Source organism: Capnocytophaga sp. oral taxon 903 (assembly GCF_013394785.1).
Lineage (GTDB): Bacteria > Bacteroidota > Bacteroidia > Flavobacteriales > Flavobacteriaceae > Capnocytophaga > Capnocytophaga ochracea.
The window spans coordinates 489,952-516,217 of the sequence record NZ_JABXYW010000002.1; the positions used below are offsets into that span (position 1 = coordinate 489,952).

General features: G+C 42.4%; 15 protein-coding genes. 14 read left to right on the forward strand and 1 reads right to left on the reverse strand.

What is annotated here, in order from left to right; translation table 11 throughout:
• Window positions 1-2: 2 nt before the first annotated feature.
• Both HW279_RS02010 and HW279_RS02015 read left to right on the forward strand, forming a co-directional pair.
• The gene (locus HW279_RS02010) at window positions 3-1,361 is read left to right on the forward strand and encodes a PspC domain-containing protein (RefSeq protein WP_178957764.1); all 1,359 of its coding nucleotides are present in this window, start codon (window positions 3-5) and stop codon (window positions 1,359-1,361) included.
• A 112-nt stretch (window positions 1,362-1,473) separates the two neighbouring features.
• Window positions 1,474-3,105: a S8 family peptidase gene (locus tag HW279_RS02015; protein WP_178957765.1), complete on the forward strand. Its 1,632-nt coding sequence runs from the start codon at window positions 1,474-1,476 to the stop codon at window positions 3,103-3,105.
• Between the two features lie 131 nt (window positions 3,106-3,236).
• Here HW279_RS02015 and HW279_RS02020 read toward each other — a convergent pair whose 3' ends face one another.
• A complete protein-coding gene (locus HW279_RS02020) occupies window positions 3,237-3,842 on the reverse strand; it encodes a superoxide dismutase (RefSeq protein ID WP_178957766.1) in 606 nt (201 codons plus the stop codon).
• A gap of 167 nt (window positions 3,843-4,009) precedes the next feature.
• On the opposite strand from HW279_RS02020, the gene HW279_RS02025 reads away from it, so the two are divergent.
• From HW279_RS02025 to HW279_RS02080, 12 genes are all read left to right on the forward strand, one after another.
• On the forward strand, window positions 4,010-5,518 hold the full coding sequence (locus tag HW279_RS02025; protein WP_218975865.1) for a sulfatase-like hydrolase/transferase: 1,509 nt from the start codon (window positions 4,010-4,012) through the stop codon (window positions 5,516-5,518).
• Window positions 5,519-6,058: 540 nt separating this feature from the next.
• The gene (locus HW279_RS02030; protein ID WP_178957767.1) at window positions 6,059-8,653 is read left to right on the forward strand and encodes a DNA gyrase/topoisomerase IV subunit A; all 2,595 of its coding nucleotides are present in this window, start codon (window positions 6,059-6,061) and stop codon (window positions 8,651-8,653) included.
• A gap of 132 nt (window positions 8,654-8,785) precedes the next feature.
• The gene (locus HW279_RS02035; RefSeq protein ID WP_178957768.1) at window positions 8,786-10,417 is read left to right on the forward strand and encodes a DUF6377 domain-containing protein; all 1,632 of its coding nucleotides are present in this window, start codon (window positions 8,786-8,788) and stop codon (window positions 10,415-10,417) included.
• Window positions 10,418-10,579: 162 nt separating this feature from the next.
• Complete coding sequence (locus tag HW279_RS02040) at window positions 10,580-13,549, forward strand: SusC/RagA family TonB-linked outer membrane protein (protein ID WP_178957769.1); 2,970 nt, start codon at window positions 10,580-10,582, stop codon at window positions 13,547-13,549.
• Window positions 13,550-13,562: 13 nt separating this feature from the next.
• Window positions 13,563-15,059, forward strand: coding sequence for a RagB/SusD family nutrient uptake outer membrane protein (locus tag HW279_RS02045; RefSeq protein WP_178957770.1), 1,497 nt, complete (start codon window positions 13,563-13,565; stop codon window positions 15,057-15,059).
• Window positions 15,059-16,564, forward strand: coding sequence for a glycoside hydrolase family 30 protein (locus tag HW279_RS02050; RefSeq protein ID WP_178957771.1), 1,506 nt, complete (start codon window positions 15,059-15,061; stop codon window positions 16,562-16,564). The genes HW279_RS02045 and HW279_RS02050 overlap by 1 nt, the downstream gene beginning before the upstream one ends.
• Window positions 16,565-16,674: 110 nt before the next feature.
• Window positions 16,675-17,409: a GDSL-type esterase/lipase family protein gene (locus tag HW279_RS02055; protein WP_178957772.1), complete on the forward strand. Its 735-nt coding sequence runs from the start codon at window positions 16,675-16,677 to the stop codon at window positions 17,407-17,409.
• 454 nt (window positions 17,410-17,863) lie between these two features.
• Complete coding sequence (locus HW279_RS02060) at window positions 17,864-20,068, forward strand: glycoside hydrolase family 3 C-terminal domain-containing protein (RefSeq protein WP_178957773.1); 2,205 nt, start codon at window positions 17,864-17,866, stop codon at window positions 20,066-20,068.
• A 175-nt stretch (window positions 20,069-20,243) separates the two neighbouring features.
• Window positions 20,244-21,842 (forward strand): apolipoprotein N-acyltransferase, encoded by a 1,599-nt coding sequence (gene lnt, locus HW279_RS02065; protein ID WP_178957774.1) that lies wholly within the window; start codon window positions 20,244-20,246, stop codon window positions 21,840-21,842.
• An 88-nt stretch (window positions 21,843-21,930) separates the two neighbouring features.
• On the forward strand, window positions 21,931-23,319 hold the full coding sequence (locus HW279_RS02070) for an aromatic amino acid ammonia-lyase (protein ID WP_178957775.1): 1,389 nt from the start codon (window positions 21,931-21,933) through the stop codon (window positions 23,317-23,319).
• A gap of 58 nt (window positions 23,320-23,377) precedes the next feature.
• Window positions 23,378-24,532: a lactonase family protein gene (locus HW279_RS02075; RefSeq protein WP_178957776.1), complete on the forward strand. Its 1,155-nt coding sequence runs from the start codon at window positions 23,378-23,380 to the stop codon at window positions 24,530-24,532.
• Window positions 24,533-24,571: 39 nt separating this feature from the next.
• Entirely contained in the window at window positions 24,572-26,239 is a 1,668-nt protein-coding gene (locus tag HW279_RS02080; protein WP_178957777.1) for a formate--tetrahydrofolate ligase, read from the forward strand.
• Window positions 26,240-26,266: the final 27 nt, after the last annotated feature.

Genomic DNA, 26,266 nt, shown 5'->3' on the forward strand with positions numbered 1-26,266 from the left:
TTATGGACAAAATAAAAAACATCAGTTTGGGTGGTTTTTCTTTTATCATCGAAGAGACCGCCTACAATGCCCTCAATAACTATCTCAATGAGGTGCGTAATCATTTGAACCAAAATACCGATAGAGAAGAAATTCTCTACGATGTAGAGCAACGTATGGCTGAACTACTCAAAGTTCGTCTTAAAGAGCGCGAAGTAGTAATCGGTCAAGACGTGCAATATCTTATAGAAGTATTAGGCCGTCCCGAACAATACGTTGAGAGTGAAGAAACCTCTTCTGCTGAAACCAAATTTACCTTTTCTTCTTTGAAAGGGCGAAAGTTATACCGCGATATCGATGATAAGAAAATCGGTGGCGTACTCTCAGGCATAGCCCATTACCTTCAATACGACGTTACTTGGGTACGCATCTTCTTTCTATTAGTCTTACTGGTAAATATCTTCATTCTTCACTTTTTTACCTCTGCTCTGTTGCTTTTGTATATTGCGTTTTGGGCTGTGGTACCTCCCGCACGCACAGCCGCTCAGAAGTTAGAAATGAAAGGTGAAGCCGTAACCATCGATACCCTTTCCAACTTCTCTTTTACGGGTAAAGAAACCCTAAAACCTCAAAGGAATGGCTTCCCTATCTTACTGAAAGTAATACTCTACTTTATCGCAATTCTATTACTATTGCCATTGTTTATATCCTTAGTAGCCATAGTGCTCTCCTTATTTGGTATAACCGTATTCGGAAGCATTAGTCTGCTTGCTCTTAACGATTTTCTCCCTTTTATAGTGACGGCAACTTGGCAACGCTCTTTGTTGTACCTTTCAGCAGTATTATTACTCTTGTTTCCTGTTTCAGTTATTTTACTGCTTTGCTTCAAACTTTTTGTAAAGGATTTTCATACGCCCAAAAGCTGGATAGTGTTCAATGTGTTGAGCTTAACCGTAGGTATCATAGGAGGTTTCACAGTCTTAGGAACTGTTTTAAGAGACTTTACCTCCGAAACCGTTATACAAGAAAAAATACCCGTTGTTACCACTTCCGATACTTTGGTAGTACACCGTAACTATACTCACAAGATGAGTCTTATGGGTATCAAAAACGATAGTCTTGTGGTTGCCGATTGCAATTTCAATGTTAATGAATTACCCAAAGACGCACAGCCCTATATTGAAGTTTCTACCCATTCAAGAGGCAGGAACATAGGTCAAGCCGAACAGTATACTAAAAATATCCATTATACCTTACGAGTGAAAGATAACCAAATCACTATCCCTGAAACCTATCAAATAGCAAAAGGAGATTTCTATCGCGCACAACGCCTGCAAATCACTCTATTTGTACCCAAAGGTAAGGAAGTAAAAAGAGATTAATGTAATTTTTTTGTCATTCGTAATTTGTAATTCGCAATTATTTCGTACTTTTGCACGGTTTTTGTTATAAGATGAAAATCTATAGAATTTAAATACGTAATTAACTAATAGAATGAAAAAATCATTTATCTGGGTTGCCTTAGCAACTTTCCTATTTGTGGGCTGTCGGGCTACTAAAGTTAGTGCCGATATGGACAAAGCTCCCGCAACACCTTTAGCTCAGAAAACTTACAATGATGCTACCCTCAAAGGTTGGCCTCACGAAGGTTTTAAACAAAACTTCCCTGGACTGAACTTGCAAGAAGCCTATGCCCTACTCAAAGGTCTTACCCCTAAAAAAGTAATCGTAGCAGTGGTAGATTCCGGTGTGGATATCAACCACGAAGACCTTAAAAACGTAGTGTGGGTAAACACTAAAGAAATTCCTGACAACGGAATTGACGACGACAAAAACGGTTATGTAGACGACGTACACGGCTGGAACTTCCTCGGTAATATCGCTCAAGAAAATACCGAGATGACTCGTATTTACAAAACTAAGGATAAGAAAAATCCTGATTATGCCAATGCTAAAAAAGAATTCGATAAAGAAACTGCTGAGACTAAAAAGCGCAAAGGCTATTATGAGCAACTTATCCAAATAACTGAATTTGCCGATAACAACTTGCGTAAAATCACAGGTAAAGAAGTGTATACCTCTGAGGACATCGATGCTGCTACCAAAGGCAAAACTTTCGATGCCCCTACTACCGAGATGATTCAGTTTATGAAACAGCTATTAGCAGGCGCCTCTAATTCTGGTGATATCAAAAAAGAACTCAACGACGCTATTGAGTATTTCGATACAAAACTGAAATATCACCTCAACCCCGATTTTTCGCCTCGTAAAACTATCTTAAAAGATAATGAAAACGACTTTACCAAAAAGTATTACGGCAATAATAACGTAATAGGTCCTAATATCAAAGATGCCCTACACGGCACACACGTGGCAGGTATTATTGGAGCTGAACGCAATAACGGAATCGGTATAAATGGGGTTGCCGATAATGTGCTCATTATGGCAGTACGCGCTGTCCCCGATGGTGATGAGTACGACAAAGATGTCGCCCTTGCTTTGCGTTATGCAGTAGATAACGGAGCCAAAGTAATAAACACTAGCTTTGGTAAAGCATTTTCTCCTCACAAAGAATGGGTGTATGACGCTATCAAATACGCAGCTTCTAAAGATGTTCTTATCGTGAACGCTGCGGGTAACGACTCTCAAGATATCGACGTGAAAGATACTTATCCTAACGACGAAGTAAACAAGAAAGAAATCTCTGATAACTTCCTTACCGTAGGGGCTTTAAACTATGAATATAACAAGAATTTAGTAGCCTCTTTCTCAAACTATGGTAAACGCAATGTCGATGTATTTGCCCCTGGGGTAAAAATCTATTCTACCACTCCTGAGAATAAATACGAGTTCTTGCAAGGAACCTCAATGGCTTCTCCTATAGTTGCCGGAGTTGCAGCCTTGTTGCGCTCTTACTTCCCAAGTCTCAGTGCTGCCGAAGTGAAGAAAATCATTATGGAGTCTGGTGTAAAAGTAGATATGAAAGTACTCGTAGGTGAAGATGATGAAGGTAAAAAACGCAAAGAAATGAACTTCGCCGACCTTTCTACTACAGGTACTATTGTAAATGCTAAAAATGCAGTAATCTTAGCCGCTAAAATTACTAAAACAAAACTTAGCAAATAGAAATTTATATAATACAATGAAAAGCCGTGTGAGAAATTCTCATACGGCTTTTTTCATATTTGCTTGTTATTCATATAAGTCATTAGCATTTAAAATGCCTGTCGTGCTACGACTGCTACGACTGCTACGACCTATTTATGAGCGTTGTAAAGCTCGGCAACTTTCTCCCAATTAATCACGTTAAAAAACGCCTCAATATAATCAGGACGACGGTTCTGATAGTGCAAGTAATAAGCGTGTTCCCACACATCTAATCCCAAGATAGGAAAACCACCACAACCAGTGTTAGGCATTAGCGGGTTATCTTGGTTTGCAGTAGAGCAAATCTCAAGCTTACCTCCTTTGTGTACACAAAGCCACGCCCAACCAGAACCGAAACGAGTAGCCGCAGCCTTGCTAAAAGCTTCTTTAAAAGCTTCAAAACTTCCAAAAGCCTCATCAATTGCTTTAGCCAATTCTCCCGTAGGTTTACCTCCGCCATTAGGACTCATCACTTCCCAAAAAAGATTGTGATTGTAAAAACCACCAGCGTTATTGCGAAGAGCAGCATTGTCCATATCAAGTGAGGTAAGAATTTCCTCAATAGTTTTGCCTTCTACCCCTGCTGGAGCCAAAGCCGTATTCAGGTTCGTAGTATAAGCGTTGTGGTGCTTAGTATAGTGTATTTCCATTGTACGCGCATCGATGTAAGGTTCAAGCGCATTGTAAGCATACGGTAATTTAGGTAATGTAAACATAGTATTTTCTTTTTAAATTTTTAGCAAAAGTACTATAAAATCTAATTGGTTGAGATACTTTAATGATAGATTTTCTTTATATAGGTATAATTATATTTTGGGAAGTATAATTATTTTCGTACTTTTGCAAGGTATTTTTATTTTACAAAAACCACTACCCTATAATTATGAAACATTGTATCTTTTTTCTCCTTTATAGCTTTATTTTCGCTACTTATGCTCAAAAACCTAATGTCATCATCATTGTAGCCGATGATTTAGGCTATGGCGACCTAAGTTGCTATGGCGAAAAGACAATTCATACCCCGCAGGTAGCTTCACTCGCCAAACAAGGAATGGTCTTTACGAACGTACATTCCACCGCTGCCACTTGCACACCTTCGCGCTATTCACTCTTCACGGGATTGTACAATTGGCGACGCAATGACACTGGTATTGCTCCTGGTGATGCTGCTATGGTCATTCGTCCTGAGCAAACCACCATTGCCGATGTGTTCAAAGCAGCAGGCTATACTACTGGCGCTATTGGCAAATGGCACTTGGGCTTAGGAGGCGAACGTGGTAAACAGGATTGGAACGGCTTTATCACCCCTGGACCTTCCGATATAGGCTTCGAATATTCCTGCATAATGGCTGCCACAGCCGACCGTGTGCCTTGCGTGTGGATAGAAAACCAACGCGTAGCCAATTACGACCCCTCAGCACCCATCGAAGTGAGCTATAGCAAGCCTTTTGAAGGTGAACCTACGGGTAAGAACAACCCCGAACTGCTCACTAAGCTCAAACCTTCCTTACACCACGGTCACGACCAAGCCATAGTGAACGGCATTTCGCGTATCGGCTATATGAAAGGAGGTGGCAAAGCGCTCTGGACGGACGAACATCTCGCCGATACCATTGTAGCCAAAACAGTAAAATACATCGAAAATCACAAATCTCAACCTTTCTTTCTCTATGTGGGTACTAATGATATACACGTACCTCGCTACCCCAATCCGCGTTTTGTAGGCAAAAGTGGTATGGGTTATCGCGGTGATGCAATTCTCCAATTCGACTGGACTGTGGGTGAAATCGTAAAAGCCCTCAAAGCTAATAAGCTATACGATAATACGCTCATCATCATCACCAGCGACAATGGTCCTGTGATAGACGATGGTTATCAAGATCAAGCCGAAGAACTCTTAGGCAAACATCGTCCGTGGGGAGCTTTTCACAACCACGGAGGCAAGTACAGCAATTACGAAGCGGGTACGCGTGTGCCCTTTATCTTACGCTATCCTAAGATAGTGAAAAAAGGTACTTCCGACGCTTTGCTTTCACATATCGACCTCTTTGCCTCTTTGAGTAAATTTATTGGTGCTGAGATACCCGCAGGAGCAGCCACCGATAGCGAAGATTACCTCAAAGCCTTCTTAGGCAAGGACAAGAAAGGTCGCCCTTATGTAATAGCCTCTGGGGGAGCGCTCTCCATCACCGATGGTCGTTGGAAATATGTAGTCCCCAGCGATAACCCTTCTTATCAACTCCTCACTCGCACACATCTGGGCAACTATCCTGAGCTCCGATTGTACGACCTTAAAGAAGACATAATGGAGCTCTACAATGTAGCAAAAGACCATCCCGAAGAGCTCTCCAGACTCAAAACAATGCTCCACAATATTAAAAACAGAAAATAGCGCTTTAACAATCAATAATGATATTCGCTCCAAAAAAGTATCTATCTTTTTTGGAGCGATGTAATATCAATACTTTTTCTTTTATTCTCCCTTCTATTTCCCTTTTTCTTTCGTTTATTCTTCATCTGTTCGTGCGGCTTGCACCGTCTTTTGTGTAAACTTTGCCAAAGTTTCAAACATTGCCAAAGTTGAAGTCCACTAATAACCTTCTTTCTATCTCTATCTTAAATTCGCCTTACCTTCATCGTAGGTTCGTTTTCTGTTCATCATTCCTTCGTCTTTTGTTCGTTGTAGACCCACTGTAGAGCCACTCATCGTTCGCCTTACCTTTGTCTTTCCATCGCTACATACTTTGCCAAAGTTGAAATCCCCTCCGCTTTACCTTCGTCATTCGTCATTCGTCATTCGTCATTCGTCACTCGTCATTCGTCACTCGTCATTTCTTTTTTTACCTTTTACCTTTTACCTTTTACCTAAAACCTATTTTTTGTCATTTGCTAATTATTTTCTATTTTTGCATTTTAAAAAGAATCTGTTCCGATGGAAGACAATACACCTCAAAACACTACTCATCAAGGAGATAGCATCATTAAAATCACGGGTATGTACCAAGATTGGTTCTTGGATTATGCTTCGTACGTAATCCTCGAACGCGCTGTACCAGCAATCGAAGATGGCTTTAAGCCCGTACAACGCCGTATTATGCACTCGCTTAAAGAATTAGACGATGGTCGTTACAACAAGGTGGCTAACGTGGTGGGGAATACAATGCAGTATCACCCTCACGGCGATGCGAGTATAGGCGATGCTATTGTGCAAATCGGTCAGAAGGACTTGCTCATCGATACGCAAGGTAACTGGGGGAATATCCTCACAGGTGATGATGCCGCAGCCCCTCGTTATATCGAGGCACGCCTTTCTAAGTTCGCCCTCGATGTGGTGTTTAGCCCTAAGGTAACCGAATGGCAATCCAGCTATGACGGTCGTAAGAAAGAGCCTATCAGTTTGCCGGTGAAGTTCCCGCTCCTCTTGGCACAAGGCACCGAGGGGATAGCCGTGGGTCTTTCTACTAAGATATTGCCCCACAACTTCATCGAGCTTATCGAGGCTTCCATTGCTTACCTCAAAAATAAACCTTTTGAATTATACCCCGATTTCCCTACTGCGGGTATTATGGACGTAAGTGGCTATAACGATGGGGCAAGAGGCGGACGTGTGCGGGTGCGTGCTAAGATTTCGCAACTCGACAAGAGTACGCTTTGCATCACCGAAATTCCGTTTACTACCACCACTACCTCGCTCATCGACTCTATACTAAAAGCCAACGAAAAAGGCAAGATAAAAATCAAAAAGGTAGACGATAACACAGCTGCCAATGTAGAGATATTAGTGCACTTGCCCAACGGCACGTCGCCCGATAAGACTATCGATGCACTCTACGCCTTCACTGCCTGCGAAACGGCTATTTCGCCCATTACTTGTGTGATTGAGGACAACAAACCGCATTTCCTCACCGTTTCAGAAGTGTTGCGCCGCAGTACCGACCGCACAGTAAGTCTGCTAAAACAAGAGCTCGAAATTGAACTTTCTGAACTCGAAATGCAATGGCACAGTGCCTCGCTCGAAAAGATTTTCATCAGAGAAGAGATGTATATCGACTTCAAGAACTACACCGATAGAGAGAGTTTGTACGAGTACTTGTACCAGCGTTTTGAACCTTTCAAAAAAGATTTGATCCGTGAGATTACCGATGACGATTTGGCTAAACTCACTCAAATACCAATGATTCGTATCACCCGCTTCGACTCTTATAAGGCTGATGAAAATATCCTCAAAATAGAAGCCGATATCGAGGAAGTGAAAAACCACCTCGCAAACCTTATCGATTATGCGATTTCCCATTTCGAACGACTCAAAAAGACTTATGGTAAGGGGCGCGAACGGAAAACCGAAATGCGCGTATTCGATACCATCGAGGCGACCAAAGTAGTGGTGCGTAATACCAAACTCTATGTGAACAAAGCAGAAGGTTTTATAGGTACAGGCTTGCGCAAAGACGAGTATGTAGGTGATTGCAGTGATATCGACGATGTGATTGTATTTACCGAAAGCGGTGCAATGTACGTTACCAAAGTAGCTGAGAAACAATATATAGAGAAAAACATCATACACGTAGCGGTCTTTAAGAAAGACGACAAGCGCACTGTGTACAATATGATTTATAAGGACGGACAAACGGGCTTCTCTTATATCAAGCGCTTCAACGTTACGGGTATTACCCGCGATAAGAAATACGAGCTCATTCCTCAACACAAAGAGTCGCGTGTGCTCTATTTCACAGCCAACCCTAATGGTGAAGCCGAAGTGGTAACCGTGAACTTGCGTCAGTTAGGCACTTTGCGCAAACTGCGATGGGATATCGATTTTGCCGATACCCTCATCAAAGGGCGTGGCGTGAAAGGAAACCTCGTGAGCAAATACGCTATCAAGCGCATCGAGCTAAAAGAAAAAGGCGTATCAACCCTCAAACCGCGCAAGATATGGTTCGACGATATTGTAAAACGCCTCAACACCGAAGAACGTGGCACGCTACTCGGGGCTTTCAAAGGCGATGACCGTATGCTTCTCATTACCAAAGAGGGCGTCGTGAAGACCATTATCCCCGAATTGAGTCTGCATTTCGAGAACAATATCGCCGTAATGGAGAAATGGGTGCCCGAGAAACCTATTTCAGTAATTTACTACGATGGCGAAAAAGAACGCGTGTTTGTAAAACGCTTTGTGGTAGAGAACGAAAACCGCGAAGAGTTAGTCATTACCGAACATCCTAAATCGCAATTGCTCTTTGTCTCTGCCGATTGGCGACCTATGGCTGAGGTGGTCTTCACCAAAGAAAAAGGCAAGGAGAAAGAGAACCTCACGGTGAATTTAGAAGAGTTCATCAGTGTAAAAGGCATCAAAGCCTTGGGCAACCAGCTCACCACCGACAAGGTGAAAACTGTCAACACGCTTGAATCTCTCCCCTACGAAGAACCTCAAGAAGAGGAACCCGTAGAAGACCTCGGCGATGAAGAAATCGTACCTCCTTCGTCTGAAAATGATAGCGACGGCACCCAAACAGAATTAGAATTTTAATTAGGTAAGAGATAAGAGGTAAGAAAATAATCAAGTCGCTTTTGCGTCGCTACACTTTGCCAAAGTTTTTAATTCCTCGTCATGCTACGACCTTTGGCAAAGTTGATTAAGCAAAATAAAAAAGCAAACCTTATGAAAAACTATATCACACTCTTTGTCATATTGTTGTTGGGTAGGAATGTAGCGGTGGCACAAGAGAGTAAAGAAGCTGTACTCCACCGGCTCAACCAAACCATTGAGCAGAGTGCCACTTATATACAAGCCAAAGAACAGCGTATTACTTCTTTGAAAAAGGCTCTTAAAAAAGCCTCTCAACCAACAGAAAAATACGACCTGCACAAACAATTGTATACCGAATACCGAAAATTTAAGGTCGATTCGGCAGTAGCCTATTTGCTGAAAAACGAACAAATAGCAATAGCTTTAAACGATGCTGAAAAGCAAGACGAAACCCATATTTTACTTTCTAAACTCTACTCGGTAAAAGGAATGTACGTAGAAGCGTTGCAACTACTAAAAGCTATCGATAAACACAGATTACCCAAGAAATCTCTGTGTGAATATTACGATTCGTGTTATGCCTTGTGCAGTCATTATGGGCAAAGTATCAACAATAGTGCTTATTTAAGTGCCTCCAACCGCTACCGCGATTCCTTATTATTGTGCATAGACAAACAGTCGCTTACTTTTAAAGTAAACAGTGCTATCGATGAGTTCTTTACAGGAGACAAAAACCGTGCTATGCAACAGTTTCAGCAACTATTGCCTCAAACTACCGAAGAGGAACCTGAACGTGCTATAATAGCTTATTATTTAGGTCTTGTAGAACGAGAAAAAGGAAATGACGACCTTCAAGAGTACTATTTTGCCCTTTCTGCTATCGCCGACATCAAAAATGCAATCAAAGATAACGCTTCCTTGCAGAGCTTAGCGCTTACTTACTACAAACGAGGGAATATAAGCAAAGCCTATCAGTTTATCAAAATGGCAATAGATGATGCTGCCTTCTGCAATGTGCGACACCGCGCCGAAGAAGGTGCCTCTTTCTATTCTATCATAAACACCGCCTATCAAGAGAAAGAAGCCAAACAAAAGAAAGAATTACAACTGTATTTGGTACTCATCAGTGTGTTATCAGTAGCCTTGATTATCGCTTTGGTATATGTGTACAAACAAGTTAAGCGACTGATAAAAATGCGTAGAGAGCTCTCACATAACAATCAGCAACTCGAAAAGCTCAACACCGACCTGCAACAGATGAACCAAACCCTCGAAGAGGCAAACCTCAACCTCGAAGAGGCAAACCTTATCAAAGAAGAGTACATTGCACGTTTCTTCAACCTTTGTTCAGCGTATATTGATAAGATTGAGAACTATCGGAAACTACTCTACAAAAAGGCTTCTAAACATCAGTTTGACGACCTTACCAAGGTGCTAAAATCTACCTCCGTAGTAGAAGAAGAATTAGAGGCTCTCTACAAGAATTTTGATACTATCTTCCTCAATATATACCCGCATTTTGTAACCCACTTCAACGCTCTTTTAGAAGAAGGAGAGCAAATCTTCCCTAAAAAAGGTGAACTACTGAATACCGAATTGCGTATTTTTGCCCTCATCCGTTTAGGCATCACCGATAGTAATAAGATAGCCGAATTCTTGCGCTATTCTCTTCGTACAGTGTACAACTATCGCACCAAAGTACGGAATAAAGCGAAAGGAGAACGCGATACTTTCGAAGAAAAAGTGAAGAAAATACGTAATTAATAGGTGAAATTTCAGTACTTTTTTAAGCCTTTTTCACAATTCAATTAGCTAATATTCAATTCGATATTTTTTGAAAGCAGTACTTTTCTAATACCCGATTGCGCACAAGTGTTTTTTTGCTGTACTTTTGGAGCGACTAAACAAACGTAATGTTTTTATTTTATGAAAGTACTCAAAGAACATTTAATGCTAACAGTGGTACTGTTGCTCGGTGTGATAGGACTTGCCCAAGCACAATACAGCAGAGTAACAGGTACCGTAACCGATGACAAAGGAGCACCTCTTCCTGGTGTTTCTGTAGTAATAAAAGGTACTAACAAAGGCGTAGCTACTGATTTCGACGGTAAGTATACACTTACTGAAGTAGCTCGAGGAGCTGTTTTAGAGTTTTCTTCTGTAGGCTACAAAACCCTCGATTTAAAAGTAACAGGTGAACAGCTCAATGTTAAACTTTCTGAAGTTGCCCAAGACCTCGATGAGATAGTAGTAGTGGGCTATGGTACTCAAAAACGTGGTGATGTAACCACTGCTATCACCTCAGTAAAGACCCAAGACCTCGACCAACGTCCTGTAACTTCAGCAGCTCAAGCTATTCAAGGGCGTGCTGCGGGTATCCAAGTAGTACAACCTAGTGGTGCTCCAGGCGCAGGCTTGGCAGTGCGCATTCGCGGGAACACCTCTATCAGCGCTTCCAACGACCCTCTATATGTGGTTGATGGTATCCCTGTGCAAGACATCAGTGGGATTGCCCCTACCGATATCGAGAATATGCAAGTACTTAAAGACGCTTCCTCAGCAGCTATCTACGGTTCACGTGCTGCTAATGGCGTAGTGCTTATCACTACCAAACACGGAAAACGCAACGAGCCTAAAGTATCTGTTAATACTTATGTGGGTATCTCGCAAGTAGCCAAACGCATAGAATCCTTAAATACGGCTCAATACAACGAACTGATGAAAGAAACAGGTGCTGTTACTCTTCCTTCAGGACTTACCGATAAAACTGATTGGTTTGATGAAACCTTCCGTAAGAGTATTATCCGCAATACACAGCTTTCTATCTCAAATGCAACTGAAAATACCAAGTATTACATTTCAGCAGGGAACTCTAAAGATGAAGGGGTTATTCGCTCTTCTTTTTTCGAGCGTTATAATGTGCGCCTCAACTTAGAAACCAAAATGCGCAAATGGCTCACTTTTGAAACTAATCTATCCTATTCCGATTACTCGTCTAATGGAATTATCACTGGTACAGGTTCTAACCGTGCAGGGGTAGTGCTTTCGGTAATCAATACGCCTAAATACGCCCCTATATGGAGTGATAAACCCGGTGAAGAAGGTTGGTATTACTACAATTTCTATGGAGCAAACCTCACTCACCCTGTAGAGAATATCTCTCGTAATGCTGACAATACCTCTAAGAGCAATCGCTTGGTAGGAAGTGTATCGGCTATTGTAACTTTCTTGCCGAGCTTGAAGTTCAAATCTACAGTAGGTATCGACCGTTTAGGACGCACTCAAACTCATTGGACTGACCCTAAACTCACCGAATATGGACGTAAGATCTTCGGTACTGCCGACGATATTCGTACTAACAACACTGTGATGACTTACGACAATTTGCTTACCTTCGATAAGAGTTTCGGCAAGCACAACCTTTCTGCTTTGGCAGGTACTTCAGGAACGGTATCTAAATGGAACGAAAGCTATTTGTACGCCTCTCACTTCCTTACACCCGACATCAAAACCCTCAACGCTGCCAATAAGATAGAACAAGGTAGTGGTTCGAATGCTGCCGAATGGGCGATTATGTCCTATTTAGGTCGTATTTCTTATAACTACGATAGTAAATATCTTCTTACAGCTAATTTCCGTGCCGATGGTTCTTCAAAATTAGCACCAGGAAAACGCTGGGGCTACTTCCCTTCAGTATCTGTAGGGTGGAGACTTTCACAAGAAAACTTCTTGAAAGAAGTAGATTGGCTTAGCGAACTCAAATTGCGTGGAGGCTGGGGGCAAACAGGTAACCAAGCGGGTATATCCGATTATGGCTACTTGCAACGCTTTTCTATCACCCGTCAAAACTGGTGGGAGGCTGGCAAAGGTGATGCAATGGTAACCTTGCGCCCTAATTCATTCTCTAACCCTAACCTCACTTGGGAAACCACCACTCAAAGCAATATAGGGCTCGACCTTTCACTTTTCAAAAACCGTATCTCTTTAGCGGTAGATGCTTACCTTAAAAAGACTACCGATTTGCTAATGGATGTGCCTCTTCCTGCTACTTCACCAGTGCCCTCTATCTATCGCAATGAGGGCGAAATGACCAATAAAGGGATTGAATTTGCGCTTGATACGCGTAACCTCACAGGAGATTTTACTTGGAATACTAATTTCAATATCTCGTTCAACCGCAATGAGCTAACTAAACTTACCCTTCAAAAAGTGTATTACTACGCCAGCACTTCCGAAGCTATTACTGAACAAGTGGTGCGTATTACCGAAGGGCAGCCTTTGGGCAAGTTCTGGGGATTTATAAGTGAAGGAGTAGATCCTAAGACAGGCGATATCAAATACAAAGACCTCAATGGCGATGGTAAAATCTCAGTTTCCGATAAAACTTATATAGGCGACCCTAACCCTGATTTTACCTTTGGGCTTACCAATGACTTCACTTATAAGAACTTTACTTTGAGTGTTTTCTTCCAAGGTTCTTATGGTAATGATATCTACAACGCTTCTCGTATAGAAACTGAAGGTATGTACGATGGTAAAAACCAATCAACAGCGGTACTCAACCGCTGGAGAAAACCTGGTGATATTACCGACATCCCTCGTGCTGTAAGAAGTACCGATAACATCAAAGCTTCTTCGCGTTGGGTAGAAGATGGTTCGTATTTGCGTCTCAAAACGCTTACTTTAGCTTATAACCTCTCCAATGACGAGTTGTTGAGATACGGTATCCGCAAGATACAGCCTTATTTCACCGCTCAAAACCTTTGGACACTCACTAACTACAAAGGTTTTGACCCCGAAGTAAACCAAGGGCTTTCAGGTCCTACGATGGGTATTGATTGGGGTACTTATCCTCAAACCAAAACCTTTATCTTTGGCTTAAATATTGATTTTTAATACCTGTACAAAAATGAAAAGATACATATTCCTTGCACTCTCGTTAGCAACGCTAACGGCGTGCAGTTTAGATAAAGACCCTATTTCGGAGTTCAACGAGAAAAACACAACTGCCGAGGGCAAAAGCTCTTCTGCCATAGAAACCAAAGCACAAATGCAAACCCGCTACGATGCTATCTATGCTTTTGTACGAGGTTCTGCACAAGAGTTCTGGACGTTAGACTTCCTACAAAATACCGAAACTCGTGCCGACAACGCTTATGCAGGTACTTCTGGTGTTGCTATTACTTCTATTGAACAGAATAGCCAAGATGCATCTAACGGAAATATCAAACGTGATTGGCAAAAATACTTAGAAGGCATCAACTTAGCCAATGTAGTAATTGCCAATGTAGATAAAGTACCCGATGCCTCGCTTACAACAACTGAACGAAAACAGTGGAAAGCCGAAGCTAAAATACTCAAATCGTGGCTTTTATTTGATATGGTGCGCTTTTGGGGAGCAGTACCTATTCCTCCTATTGAAGTCCCTGAAATATCTTCTGAGAATGTAGAAGAAACCTACAAATTGCTCTTTCCTGAACGCACTTCTGTTGCCGAGGTGTACAACATCATTCGCACCAACCTCGAGGAGGCTCTCGTCGATGCTCCTGCTGTGAAGGCTAACGATAAGTTCTTTTTTAGTCGTGCGGTTGCTAATGCGCTCTTAGCTCACGTATATGCCGAAAAACCTATACGCGACTACAACAAAACCATTCAGTATTGCACAGCCGTAGAAGCCGATGGTTTTTCTCTATTGCCCAATTACGCCGATTTATTTCAAATCAATGATGCTAAAACCGATGTAAAAGTGCGTAATTCTGCTGAGTCTATTTTTGAGATTACCTACTCTCAAGGTGGACAAACGTGGTTACCAGGGCTCTTCGGCTTAAACTACACCAACCCCAATAGCACTTACAACTGGGCAAAATGGGTAACCCCTTCACGCGACCTCATAGCTGCTTTTGATGCTGAGGGCGATACTGTGCGCAAAAACCAAGCTATCGTTTACGGGCAACCCTCTTGGGAAAATTATTACCCTTCTAAACACTATCCTTTTATGTATAAAATACGTTCAGGAGGCAGTAGTATCATTAAGTTGCGTTTAGCCGATATCCTCTTGCTAAAAGCTGAAGCCTATGCTGCTTTAGGTCAAACCGCTCAGGCGGCTGCCTTAGTAAATCAAGTACGCGCAAGGGTAGGACTTGCCGCTATTTCCTCCTCTCTTTCACAAGAACAAATGAAAGCAGCCGTGCTTAAAGAACGTCGCCTTGAATTGGCTTTTGAGGGCTTCCGTTGGTTCGATTTGTTGCGCAATGATAAAGCTATTGAAACAATGAATTCTCTCAATGCAAGAGATACTGGTAGACTAAAACAAACCTACCCTCTCAATGAGAATACAGTGCTTTATCCTATACCTCAAACAGAATTAGAAAACAACAAAAAACTCACCCAAAACCCTGGTTACTAATGAAATTATTCCCGTCTTTTTTACTTGTAATACTCTGGAGCATCGCTTCTTGCAGCTGTCAGAAAAAATCCAATACAGGGGAGGAACCTACTCCTCCCCCTGTTGTTGAGCCATCGGTAGGAAAAGTGAGCGTATTGCTGACTACAGCCAATCGCCAAAAAGAATTCTACAAAGAGCAAACCGACCTAAAGCTCATCAAAAACCCTAACGCATCTTATAGTATCACCCTAAAACCTACTGAAAAATTCCAAAGTATCTATGGATTCGGCTCTGCCATTACAGGTTCTACCTGCTATAACTTGATGCAGATGTCCTCTGCTGATAGAAAGAACTTTCTCACCCAAACTTTCTCTGAAACCGAAGGCTTTGGGCAAAGTTATGTGAGGGTTTCTATTGGCTGTTCCGACTTTTCCCTAAGTGAATACACCCTTTGCGATACCAAGGGAATAGAGCATTTTGCCCTCACCAAAGAGGAAACGCAATACGTGATTCCTATACTCAAAGAGATTCTCGCTATCAACCCCAAAGTGCAAATCATAGGCTCTCCTTGGACACCTCCCCGCTGGATGAAGGTCAATAACCTTACCGATTTGCAACCTCATAACCAATGGACAAGCGGTCAGCTGAACCCTGCTCACTATCAGGATTACGCGTTGTACTTCGCCAAATGGTTGCAAGCGATGAAAGACAATGGCTTGAATGTCAATGCTATCACTATACAAAATGAACCTCTCAACAGGGGCAACTCGGCTTCTATGTATATGGGATGGGACGAGCAACTAGCCTTTATCAAAAACGCCTTAGGAAAAACCCTGCGCGACAAAGGCTTTGCTGAGGTTAAAATCTACCTCTTCGACCATAACTACAACTACGATAATAAGCCTTCACAACAGCAATACCCCTTGCATATCTATAAAGATGCCGATGCCTCTCAGTACGTTGCGGGGGCTGCTTACCATAACTACGGGGGGAATCCTAACGAATTGAGCAACATTCATAACCAATATCCTAATAAAGAACTCATTTTCACCGAAACTTCCATAGGTACTTGGAACGACGGTCACAACCTTGAACGCCGTCTCACCGAAGATATGCAAGAGCTTGGTATCAAAACTCTCAACAATCATTGCAAGGCAGTGATAGTGTGGAATTTAATGCTCGACGAGCACGGAGCTCCCAATCGTGAAGGCGGTTGCAAAACTTGTTTTGGTGCGGTCGATATCCAAACATCCGATTATAAGACGATGCAACGCAATTCGCACTACTATGTCATAAGTCATCTTTCGGCGGTCATCAAGCAGGGTGCGACCCGTATAGGCGTTGAGAAAACCACTGATGACAATGTGCAATGTACGGCATTCGAGAATCCCGATGGCTCTTTGGCTTGTGTGCTACTGAATAAAAAGAAAGAAGCAACCTATCTGACCCTAAGCACCGGCAAGCATTATTTCTCTTATGAAGTGCCTGCTAACAGCGTGGTATCCTTTTTGATACCCAAAATATAAATAGAAATTACAAACTTTCTCAAAGTCAAATCAAATAGAGTAGAATAGCTCCTCTTCTACGGATTGTCCCCCTTCGGGGGACGGGGGCTTAAAATAATTAAATTACGCAAATGAAAAGAATATTATTGTCACTATTCGCAATTGCTTCTGTAGCATTTGCCAAAGCGCAAACCGCAACCCCTACAACCCTTATCAAAACCGTTATTCCATTTGAACAACGCGACGAAACTTCTTGGATTACCCGTTATCAAGGCGATATCAATCGTTATCAAAAGGAGAATAAACGCTTAAAAGACCTCTCTTGCGATGTACTCTTTCTGGGGAGTTCATCTATCAATCTGTGGGATACTATCTATGAAGATTTCGCCCCACTGAAACTCATTCGTCGTTCTTATGGAGGGGCTACTTTGCGTGATATGATTTACAATTACAACACTATTGCCAAAGGCTATACTCCTAAGAGCATTTTGCTATACGTGGAAAACGATTTGGGCAATCATAAGGAAGGTGTAAATGCCGTGAAGTGTTTTGACCTGTTCCGTATATTTATCGACAAGCTCAAAAAAGACTACCCTAATACGCCTCTGATTGTGGTATCGCTAAAACCCTCACAACACAAAGCCGACCAGCTGAAAGACCAACTCTTGGTAAATGCTTTGTTGGAAGAAAACGCGACAACACAAGGCTATACTTATGTAGATATTACCAAAGTAATGTACGATGAAGCGGGTAATCTTCGCACTGATATCTTTAAAGAAGACAACCTACATATGAATGCCGAAGGTTATAAGCTCTGGACAGCCATTCTCAAACCACTTCTGCTCAAAAGTATAAGAGGAGAATAGATTAACAAATAAGCAAATAAGCAGATTTGTAAATGAAGTATGAGACGTATGTTAGGTGATATAGAACTTTTATATTGCTGAAAAAATGTTAAAGTATGCTAAAAGGACAAGAAAAACACAAACTTTTTTAGGAGGTACTCATTTTTTACCTTAAATAACTAAAATACTAATAATCATTTTATTACATTACTTTTTATGTTTTACTTTTCAGCCACTTTGGACGAAGCTAAAGCGAACCTAAGGCGAAGGTAAGGCGAAGCTAAACCGAAGATAAGGTGTTACTAAACTGAAAATCAATTGGCTAAAAAAGGGTATGAAAATCTGAAAAAAATATGTTAAAAATGAGTTTTTGACGAAAAAAACGCAAAAATATTATCTCTAAAAAAAATGAAATTTGTTTTATTGATAGGTAGTATTTCTATTTGCTCAATTCTAAGAACACTAACAACTAAAAATGACTAATATGAAAAATATAAAAACTTTATTGCTTTGCTGTGCCGTAGGTACGCTCTCAGCCCAGCAAATGCCAGTTTATTTAGACACTTCGCAACCCATTGAGAAGCGTATAGACGATGCTCTCTCGCGAATGACCTTAGAGGAAAAAGTAGCTATGTGCCACGCTCAATCTAAGTTCAGTTCACCTGGCGTGCCCCGCTTGGGTATCCCCGAAAACTGGATGACCGATGGCCCTCACGGCATACGCCCCGAAGTACTCTGGGACGAGTGGATTCAAGCAGGATGGACAAATGATAAATGTACCGCTTTCCCCGCCCTCACTTGCCTTGCTGCTACGTGGAATCCTGCTCTCAGCAAAGCCTACGGGAAAGCTATAGGCGAAGAAGCCCGCTATCGCAACAAAAACGTACTCTTAGGCCCTGGGGTGAACATCTACCGCATTCCTCTCAACGGGCGCAATTTCGAGTATATGGGTGAAGACCCTTATTTGGCATCCAAAATGGTCGTGCCTTATGTACAAGGCGTGCAAGCCAATGGTGTGGCTGCTTGTGTGAAGCATTATGCCCTCAACAATCAAGAAATCAACCGTCATACCGTGAATGTAAAGGTAGACGACCGTGCCCTGTATGAGATTTACCTCCCTGCTTTCAAAGCTGCTGTACAAGAAGGAAAAGCGTGGAGCATAATGGGAGCTTATAACAAATACAAAGACCAATGGGCTTGCCAAAACCAATACCTATTGCAAGACATCTTGCGCAAAGAATGGGGTTTTGACGGCGCCGTAGTATCCGATTGGGGTGGAGTGAACAACACTGATGGCGCTGCTCTCCACGGATTGGATATGGAATTTGGAACTTGGACTGATGGAATGGTCGAAAACCGCTCGAATGCTTACGACCATTACTTCCTTGCTCAACCTTTTCTTGAGAAACTGAAATCAGGAGAAATAAAAGAAGAAGTAGTGAATGAAAAGGTGCGCAATATCCTCCGACTCGTATTCCGCACCAATATGGCGACCAATCGACCCTTTGGGTCATTCGCTTCACCAGAACACTTTGCCGTAGCTCGCAAGATAGGGCAAGAAGGCATCGTACTACTCAAAAACGATAAAAATGTATTGCCTATCGACATTAAAAAGGCAAAAACCATAGCCGTAATAGGCGAGAATGCTATCAAAATGATGACCGTAGGTGGAGGAAGTTCCTCACTGAAAGCCGTTCACGAGATACTTCCCTTAGACGGAATTAAAAACCGTGTAGGCAATACAGCCAAAGTGCTCTATGCACGTGGCTATGCCAGCGACGATTACAAAGACCAAGACGGGCTTGCTGCTAACGACATCACCGATAAACGTCCGGCACAAGAACTCCTTGCCGAAGCTGTTAAAACCGCTAAACAAGCTGATGTAGTTATCTTTATAGGCGGACTCAACAAACACGACGGTCAGGATTGCGAAGGCAACGACCGCAAACAATACGGCTTGCCTTACGGACAAGATGCTGTGATTGAGGCTTTGGCAAAAGCTAATAAAAACTTAGCAGTAGTGCTTATTTCGGGTAATGCAATGGCAATGCCTTGGGTCAAAAGTGTGCCCGCTATCGTACAAGATTGGTATTTAGGCTCCGAAGCAGGCAACTCCCTCGCCGATGTACTCTTCGGTGATGTGAACCCTTCGGGGAAATTGCCTTTCACTTTCCCAGTGCGTTTGGAGGACAATGCAGCCATAGCCTTAGGTGAATACCCAGGGGACAAAGAGGTTGCCTACAATGAAGGCATTTTGGTAGGCTACCGCTACGCCGATACTAAAGGCGTAAAACCGCTATTCCCTTTCGGTCACGGACTCTCTTACACCACTTTCAAATACGGCAAACTCACTGTCAATAAGAAAACCACCAACGGCGATATCAGCTTCTCGGTAACAGTACAGAACACCGGCAAACGCGATGGTGCCGAAGTAGTACAACTCTATTTGCACGACGAAGAAGCCTCTGTATTACGCCCGTACAAGGAGCTCAAAGGATTTGAGAAAGTATTCTTGAAGGCAGGAGAAACCAAAACCGTAACCTTCCACATCACCAAGCAAGACCTCTCCTTCTTCGACCCTGAGCAACACGCTTGGGTAGCCGAAAAAGGAACTTTTAAAGCCTTAGTAGGCACCTCTTCTGGCGACATTAAAAGCACAGTAGATTTCACCTTAGAATAAATATTTTTTACTTTTCATATGAGAAAAGCTTGAAGTCTTGTGGACTTCAAGCTTTTTTGCTTAAAAGAGCTTGAGACATTTTGCCAAAGTTGAATTGGTGACAACATTTTTTCATCATTTATCATTTATCATTCGCAATTGTTTTTTATCTTTGCCACATTATTAAGTGTCTATAATGAAGAAAAACATACTCCTCGCCCTACTTTCAGGGGCTTTACTCGCTTGTGCGTGGGTAACTTATGGCATTACTGCTCTTATATTCATTGCCTTAGTGCCTCTTTTACTAATGGAAGCGCGTATTAGGCGTGATTACCAACATACCAAACGCAAGGTGTTTGCACTCTCTTATTTGGCTTTTCTCACTTGGAATATCCCCACCACCTGGTGGATATGGTACTCTACCCAAATAGGGGCAGTTTTTGCTATTTTGGCAAACACTCTCTTAATGACACTCACTTTCTTTCTCTATCATATCGTAGCGAAACGTATGAACCGCAAAGTGTCGCTCGTTTTCTTAGTAGCTATATGGCTCTCTTTTGAGAAATTCCACCTCACGTGGGATGTTTCTTGGCCTTGGCTCAATTTGGGCAACGTCTTTTCCGAACAAGTTACGTGGATACAGTGGTACGAATATACGGGTACTTTTGGAGGCTCACTATGGGTGTGGTTAGTGAATACCATCTTGTATTTAGCTGTTGAAAACTACCTCACAACTAAAAACCACAAGATACTCGCCCAAAAAGTAGGATTGGCAATGCTCTTTTTTGCTGTTCCTGTGGTAATTTCGTATTTTCAATACATCAATTATAGCGAAGCAGGCAAAAAAACAGTCGATGTTATTGTTTTACAACCTAATATTGATCCTTATCAAGAAAAATACGCACTTTCCAATCAAGAAGTAGGTAGGCTCTTGGTACGACTTGCCATTGAAAATATAGACGAAAAAGTGAATTTTATCATCACTCCCGAAACGGTTTTTGCTGAGAACATTAAGTTACAAGATTTACCTATTTCGTGGGAAGTATCTATTTTGCGTACTTTACTCAGTCACTATCCTAATGTAAACTGGATAGCAGGAGCTTCTATGATTGAGTTTGTAAGAGACAAAGCCCAGACAACCTCACAAAGCAACTACTTACCCAACTATGGTTTTTGGTACAACGATTACAATTCAGCTTTCTTACTCAATCGCAATGCAGAAGTACCACTGTATCACAAGAGCAAACTGGTGGTAGCAGTGGAGAATTTTCCTTATCAGCAGGTGTTAAAACCTATTTTAGGCGAAACCCTTATCAACCTTGGCGGTACGGTAGCCCTGAAAACTACCCAGCCTGAACGCACTGCCTTTGCAGGAGTAGACACCGAGGGCAAGGCAGCACCTATCATTTGCTATGAGACTATCTATGGTGAGTTTGTAACAGGTTATATTAAGAAAGGGGCTAACTTCTTGGCAATTCTCACCAACGATGCGTGGTGGCGCGATACGCAGGGTTACAAACAGCTACTCAGTTATACCCGCTTGCGTGCGATTGAAACCCGTCGCAGCGTAGCCCGCAGTGCTAATACAGGTATTTCGGCTTTTATCAATGGTAGGGGAGACATACTCAAAACCCTTCCTTACGACACCCGAGGTAGTTTGAAAGGTACCATCGCCTTAAACGACGAACTCACATTTTACGTTCAAATGGGCGACTATATCGCTCGCATTGCGTATTTCTTGGCGTTTTTTGTTTTCTTGTATGCGGTATTGAGGAAACGTGAAAAAAGGTCGTAGCACGACGGGCAATTAAAAAATTTGGCAAAGTTGAATACCTCTATTTGCATCACTTTTCTAACGACTAAAAAACTAACAAGTAAATCGTATGGAACACTACATTTCAAACGAAGTCCTTCTGCTTGAGCAACTAACAGCTATCATAGAAGGCGATACACAACTGAAACTCTCAGAAGAAGCGGTAATTAATATTGAAACTTGTCACCGTTTTCTCAGTGATTATCTCCAAAAAGACCCCCAAGCTCTGAACAAGCTCTCGGTAGACTCTATGTCACTCTTGCGCCATTATGCTTGTGGCATAGGTGAGCGCATTCCTAACGAGATTGTCAAGCTGATGCTTTTCCTAAAAATACAATCCTTCTCCTACGGCTATAGTGGGGTGCGATTAGCGTTGGTACAACGTCTCATCGACTTTTATAATCAAGGGGTCTTCCCTGTAGTTTATTCCAAAGATATCCCCGACGAACGCATTGCCTTAGCACACCTTGCCTTGCCTCTATTTGGTGAAGGCGAAGTGTGCATACAGCACAAAGTTTATTCGGCTCAAGAGTTAGAAGGTAAATACGGTTGGCAACCTCTATCGTCAGAAGGACGCGAAGCCGATGCCCTGCTAAATGGAACCCAGCTCACCACCGCTTATGGCATCTACAACCTTAGCAAATCGCTCAAACTTATTCAGTGGGCAGACTTTGTAGCATCGGTTTCTACCCAAGTATTTGGAGGCAACCTCTCGGCATTCTCGGAAGCAATGCAAGTGGTACGTCCGCACAAAGGACTTGTAGAAACTGCCGAACACCTTCGTATGCTTCTGATGGACAGTGTCCTCTCTGAGCACCCACAAGCCTTCTCTTCTATGCCCGAAGCCTTTTGCTCTATCCCTCAAATACACGGAGCCGTCCGAGAGTCGATTGCGGCTATTCGTAAGGTAATTAAAACTGAGATGAACTCAGTTACCGATAATCCTATTCTCTTCCCCGAAACTCAAGAAGTTATCTTCGGAGGTAACTCACATACTCTGCCTCTCTCATTGGCAATGGACTTTTTGGCGATTACCCTCACCAGCTTGGGCAATATCAGCGAGCGACGCGTGTTCTACTTGCTTTCTAATATCGGTAAAGAGATAGAAAATGAAATAGATTATCCTATTTTCCAACGTATCATAGAAGGGATATTGAACGAAAATCGTCGTCTTTCCACTCCTGCGAGCATCGAGAGTCCAATTTTATTTGAAAAAACAATAGATATTAAAGGAATGGGTGGCAGTTCGGCTATTAAATGCGAGCAAGTAGTGAAGAATATAGAAGAAATATTGGCTATTGAACTCATTTTGGCTACTTCACTGTGGAAAAAGAAACAATTTGAGCATCATTCAGCTTTATTTAAGGAATATCTCTCTTTTATGGCAGAAGAGGAAGTAACTACCCTCAAGAAGCAAATAGAACACACAATAAGGTTTTTTGAAATGAACGATGAATAATTGATAATTAATTCATATCTTTGGGGCGAAATTGTTCAATTTTTAATTATTAAAAGTTATGCTGAAATTACAAACTGTTCTTTCTTTGGTATTATCGATGTTTGTCTTTCATATATTTGCACAAGGCGAAAAACCTAATAACTTGACGATGTTTGTAGGCACTTATACCGAAGGAGGCTATTCTAAAGGTATTTATACCTATCGTTTTAATCAGGAGAATGGAACTTTCGAACTGCTGAGCAGTGCCACCGCTGCTAATCCTTCTTTCTTGACGTTATCTCCCGATGGAAAACGTCTGTACGCAGTAAGCGAATATAACGACGGGCAACAAGGAGCTTATTCGTTTGATATGAGCCAAGATAAAGTGCATTTGAGTCATCCCGTTTTTCAATCCACCGTCCCTAAGGAGAGTTCTAAGGAAGAGCCGAAACAGGCGGGTGCCGACCCTTGTCATATTGTTACTGACGGGAACTATGTAATTACGGCTAATTATACAGGGGGCGACATCAGTGTTTTCCCGCTGGATGCAGAAGGTAAATTAAAAGCAGAGACACAACATATTGCTTTTGTAGGAAAGACACCCAAGCGCGTGGCACATATCCACTGCATTATTCCCACCCCTGATAAAAAGTATATATTAGCAACTGATTTGGGCAACGACCGCGTGTATCGTTTTCGTTACAACAAGAAAGCAGGTAAAAACGCTAAGGTACTGACCGCTCAGCGAGTAGTTTATGAGGTGAGCGACGGACAAGGCCCTCGTCATCTTACGTTTAGTAAAGATGGACGTTTTGCTTATTTGATAGGCGAATTGGGTGGAGAGTGTGTAGTGCTCGGCTATCACAAGGGGAAACTGAAAGAAGTGCAACGCTTAATGGCTGATGAAGGCGGCGGACGAGGCAGTGCCGATATACATATCAGCCCGGATGGGCGTTTTTTATATACCTCACACAGATTAAAGAAAGACGGCATTGCTATCTTTGCTATCGACCCTAAGAAAGGTACTCTCACGAAAGTAGGATACCAACTCACAGGTATTCACCCCCGTAATTTTGCGATTACTCCCAATGGTAAATATCTTTTAGTAGCTTGCCGAGATGATAATAAGATACAAGTGTTTCGGCGGGACGAAGCAACTGGTAAGCTCTCCGATACGTCGTTTAGTATCAGTGTAGATAAACCTACCTGTGTGGTATTTGCCTCACCGAACTAAAATCAGTACTTTTGTCACACTATTAATTATCAATTGTTTATGACCGACTTAGAAATCGCCCAAAAGGCACAGATGCTCCCTATCAGAGAGGTAGCTAAAAAACTAAACATCAACGAAGATAACCTCGATCCTTATGGAAAATACAAGGCTAAACTACCGTTGTACCTCATCGACGCTGAGAAGATGAAAAACAGTAAGTTAGTGCTTGTTACGGCTATTACCCCTACCCCTGCGGGTGAGGGCAAGACCACGGTGAGCATTGGTCTGACGGAAGGACTTAACAAAATAGGCAAAAAAGCAATTGCCGTATTGCGTGAACCGTCGTTAGGTCCTGTTTTTGGTATCAAAGGAGGGGCAGCTGGTGGAGGATACTCACAAGTGGTGCCTATGGAGGACATCAACTTGCACTTTACAGGAGACTTTTCGGCTATTGAGAAGGCTAACAACCTATTGGCAGCAGTCATTGATAATAATATCCAAAGTAAAACACACTCTATTGGCATTGACCCACGCACCGTAGTTTGGAAGCGCGTGATGGATATGAACGACCGTGCGCTACGCCATATAGTAGTAGGCTTAGGAGGCACTACTCACGGCGTACCCCGCGAAGACGGTTTTAACATCACTCCTGCTTCTGAGATTATGGCGATACTATGTCTTGCCGAAAGTTTTTCTGACCTGAAAAAACGTATTGGTAATATCTATGTAGGCAAGAAGTTTGACGGCACCCCTGTATTTGCGCGCGACTTGAAGGTGGTAGGGGCTATGGCACTTTTGCTCAAAGAAGCCATCAAGCCTAACCTCGTGCAAACCCTTGAAAACAATCCCGCTATCTTGCACGGCGGTCCGTTTGCCAGCATTGCACAAGGTACGAACACTGTATTGGCTACCAAAATGGGACTATCGTTGGGTGACTACGTGATTACCGAAGCAGGTTTTGGCGCTGACCTTGGGGCTGAGAAATTCCTCAATATCAAATGTACTTCAGCAGGATTAGCTCCCGATGCAGTGGTGATTGTAGCAACGATTCGCGCCTTGCGTCATCACGGAGGGGCTAAAAAAGAAGAGTACAACACTCCTTCCTTGCAAAAAGTGAAACTCGGTATTGCTAATTTGGAAAAACATATCGAGAATGTGCAACTTTTTGGTCTCAAAGCAGTGGTAGCGATTAACTATTTTCCCAACGATAGTGAAGAAGAGATAGCCTATGTAAAAGAAATATGTGCTCAAAAAGGGGTAGAAGCTATTGTAAGTAAAGGGTTTAGTGAAGGAGGTAAAGGTACCGAGGAACTTGCTCGCGCTGTCGTGGCTATAGCCCAAAGTGGTGAGAGTCATTTTAGTCCGCTATACAGCAATGAAGCGAGTATAGAAGAGAAAATAACAGCAGTAGCTACTAAGATTTACGGAGCGAGCAAGGTGAATTACAACAGTAAAGCCGTAAGTCAGTTGAAACAAATCAAAACATTAGGCTTTGATAAAATGCCTATTTGTATAGTGAAGACGCCTAAATCGCTCAGTGATGACGAGAAGAAACTCGCCCGTCCTACCGATTTTGAGGTAACCGTGCGAGAGTTTGAGTTTGCCTCAGGGGCGGGCTTTGTAATCCCAATCTTGGGCGATACTGTGCGTATGCCGGGACTCCCTAGTGTGCCTGCCGCCGAAGGTATGGATATAGATGACGAGGGAGTTATCACAGGACTCTCTTAAAAGGTAAAAAGAGCTTGTTCGGAAAGT

What these genes read in the sequence shown, in the direction of transcription:
- HW279_RS02070 (WP_178957775.1), top strand. Translation starts at nt 21,931, where the DNA reads ATGGAACACTACATTTCAAACGAAGTCCTTCTGCTTGAGCAACTAACA.
- HW279_RS02010 (WP_178957764.1), top strand. Translation starts at nt 3, where the DNA reads ATGGACAAAATAAAAAACATCAGTTTGGGTGGTTTTTCTTTTATCATC.
- HW279_RS02020 (WP_178957766.1), bottom strand. Translation starts at nt 3,842, where the DNA reads ATGTTTACATTACCTAAATTACCGTATGCTTACAATGCGCTTGAACCT.
- HW279_RS02055 (WP_178957772.1), top strand. Translation starts at nt 16,675, where the DNA reads ATGAAAAGAATATTATTGTCACTATTCGCAATTGCTTCTGTAGCATTT.
- lnt (WP_178957774.1), top strand. Translation starts at nt 20,244, where the DNA reads ATGAAGAAAAACATACTCCTCGCCCTACTTTCAGGGGCTTTACTCGCT.
- HW279_RS02050 (WP_178957771.1), top strand. Translation starts at nt 15,059, where the DNA reads ATGAAATTATTCCCGTCTTTTTTACTTGTAATACTCTGGAGCATCGCT.
- HW279_RS02060 (WP_178957773.1), top strand. Translation starts at nt 17,864, where the DNA reads ATGACTAATATGAAAAATATAAAAACTTTATTGCTTTGCTGTGCCGTA.
- HW279_RS02040 (WP_178957769.1), top strand. Translation starts at nt 10,580, where the DNA reads ATGAAAGTACTCAAAGAACATTTAATGCTAACAGTGGTACTGTTGCTC.
- HW279_RS02045 (WP_178957770.1), top strand. Translation starts at nt 13,563, where the DNA reads ATGAAAAGATACATATTCCTTGCACTCTCGTTAGCAACGCTAACGGCG.
- HW279_RS02075 (WP_178957776.1), top strand. Translation starts at nt 23,378, where the DNA reads ATGCTGAAATTACAAACTGTTCTTTCTTTGGTATTATCGATGTTTGTC.
- HW279_RS02015 (WP_178957765.1), top strand. Translation starts at nt 1,474, where the DNA reads ATGAAAAAATCATTTATCTGGGTTGCCTTAGCAACTTTCCTATTTGTG.
- HW279_RS02030 (WP_178957767.1), top strand. Translation starts at nt 6,059, where the DNA reads ATGGAAGACAATACACCTCAAAACACTACTCATCAAGGAGATAGCATC.
- HW279_RS02025 (WP_218975865.1), top strand. Translation starts at nt 4,010, where the DNA reads ATGAAACATTGTATCTTTTTTCTCCTTTATAGCTTTATTTTCGCTACT.
- HW279_RS02080 (WP_178957777.1), top strand. Translation starts at nt 24,572, where the DNA reads ATGACCGACTTAGAAATCGCCCAAAAGGCACAGATGCTCCCTATCAGA.
- HW279_RS02035 (WP_178957768.1), top strand. Translation starts at nt 8,786, where the DNA reads ATGAAAAACTATATCACACTCTTTGTCATATTGTTGTTGGGTAGGAAT.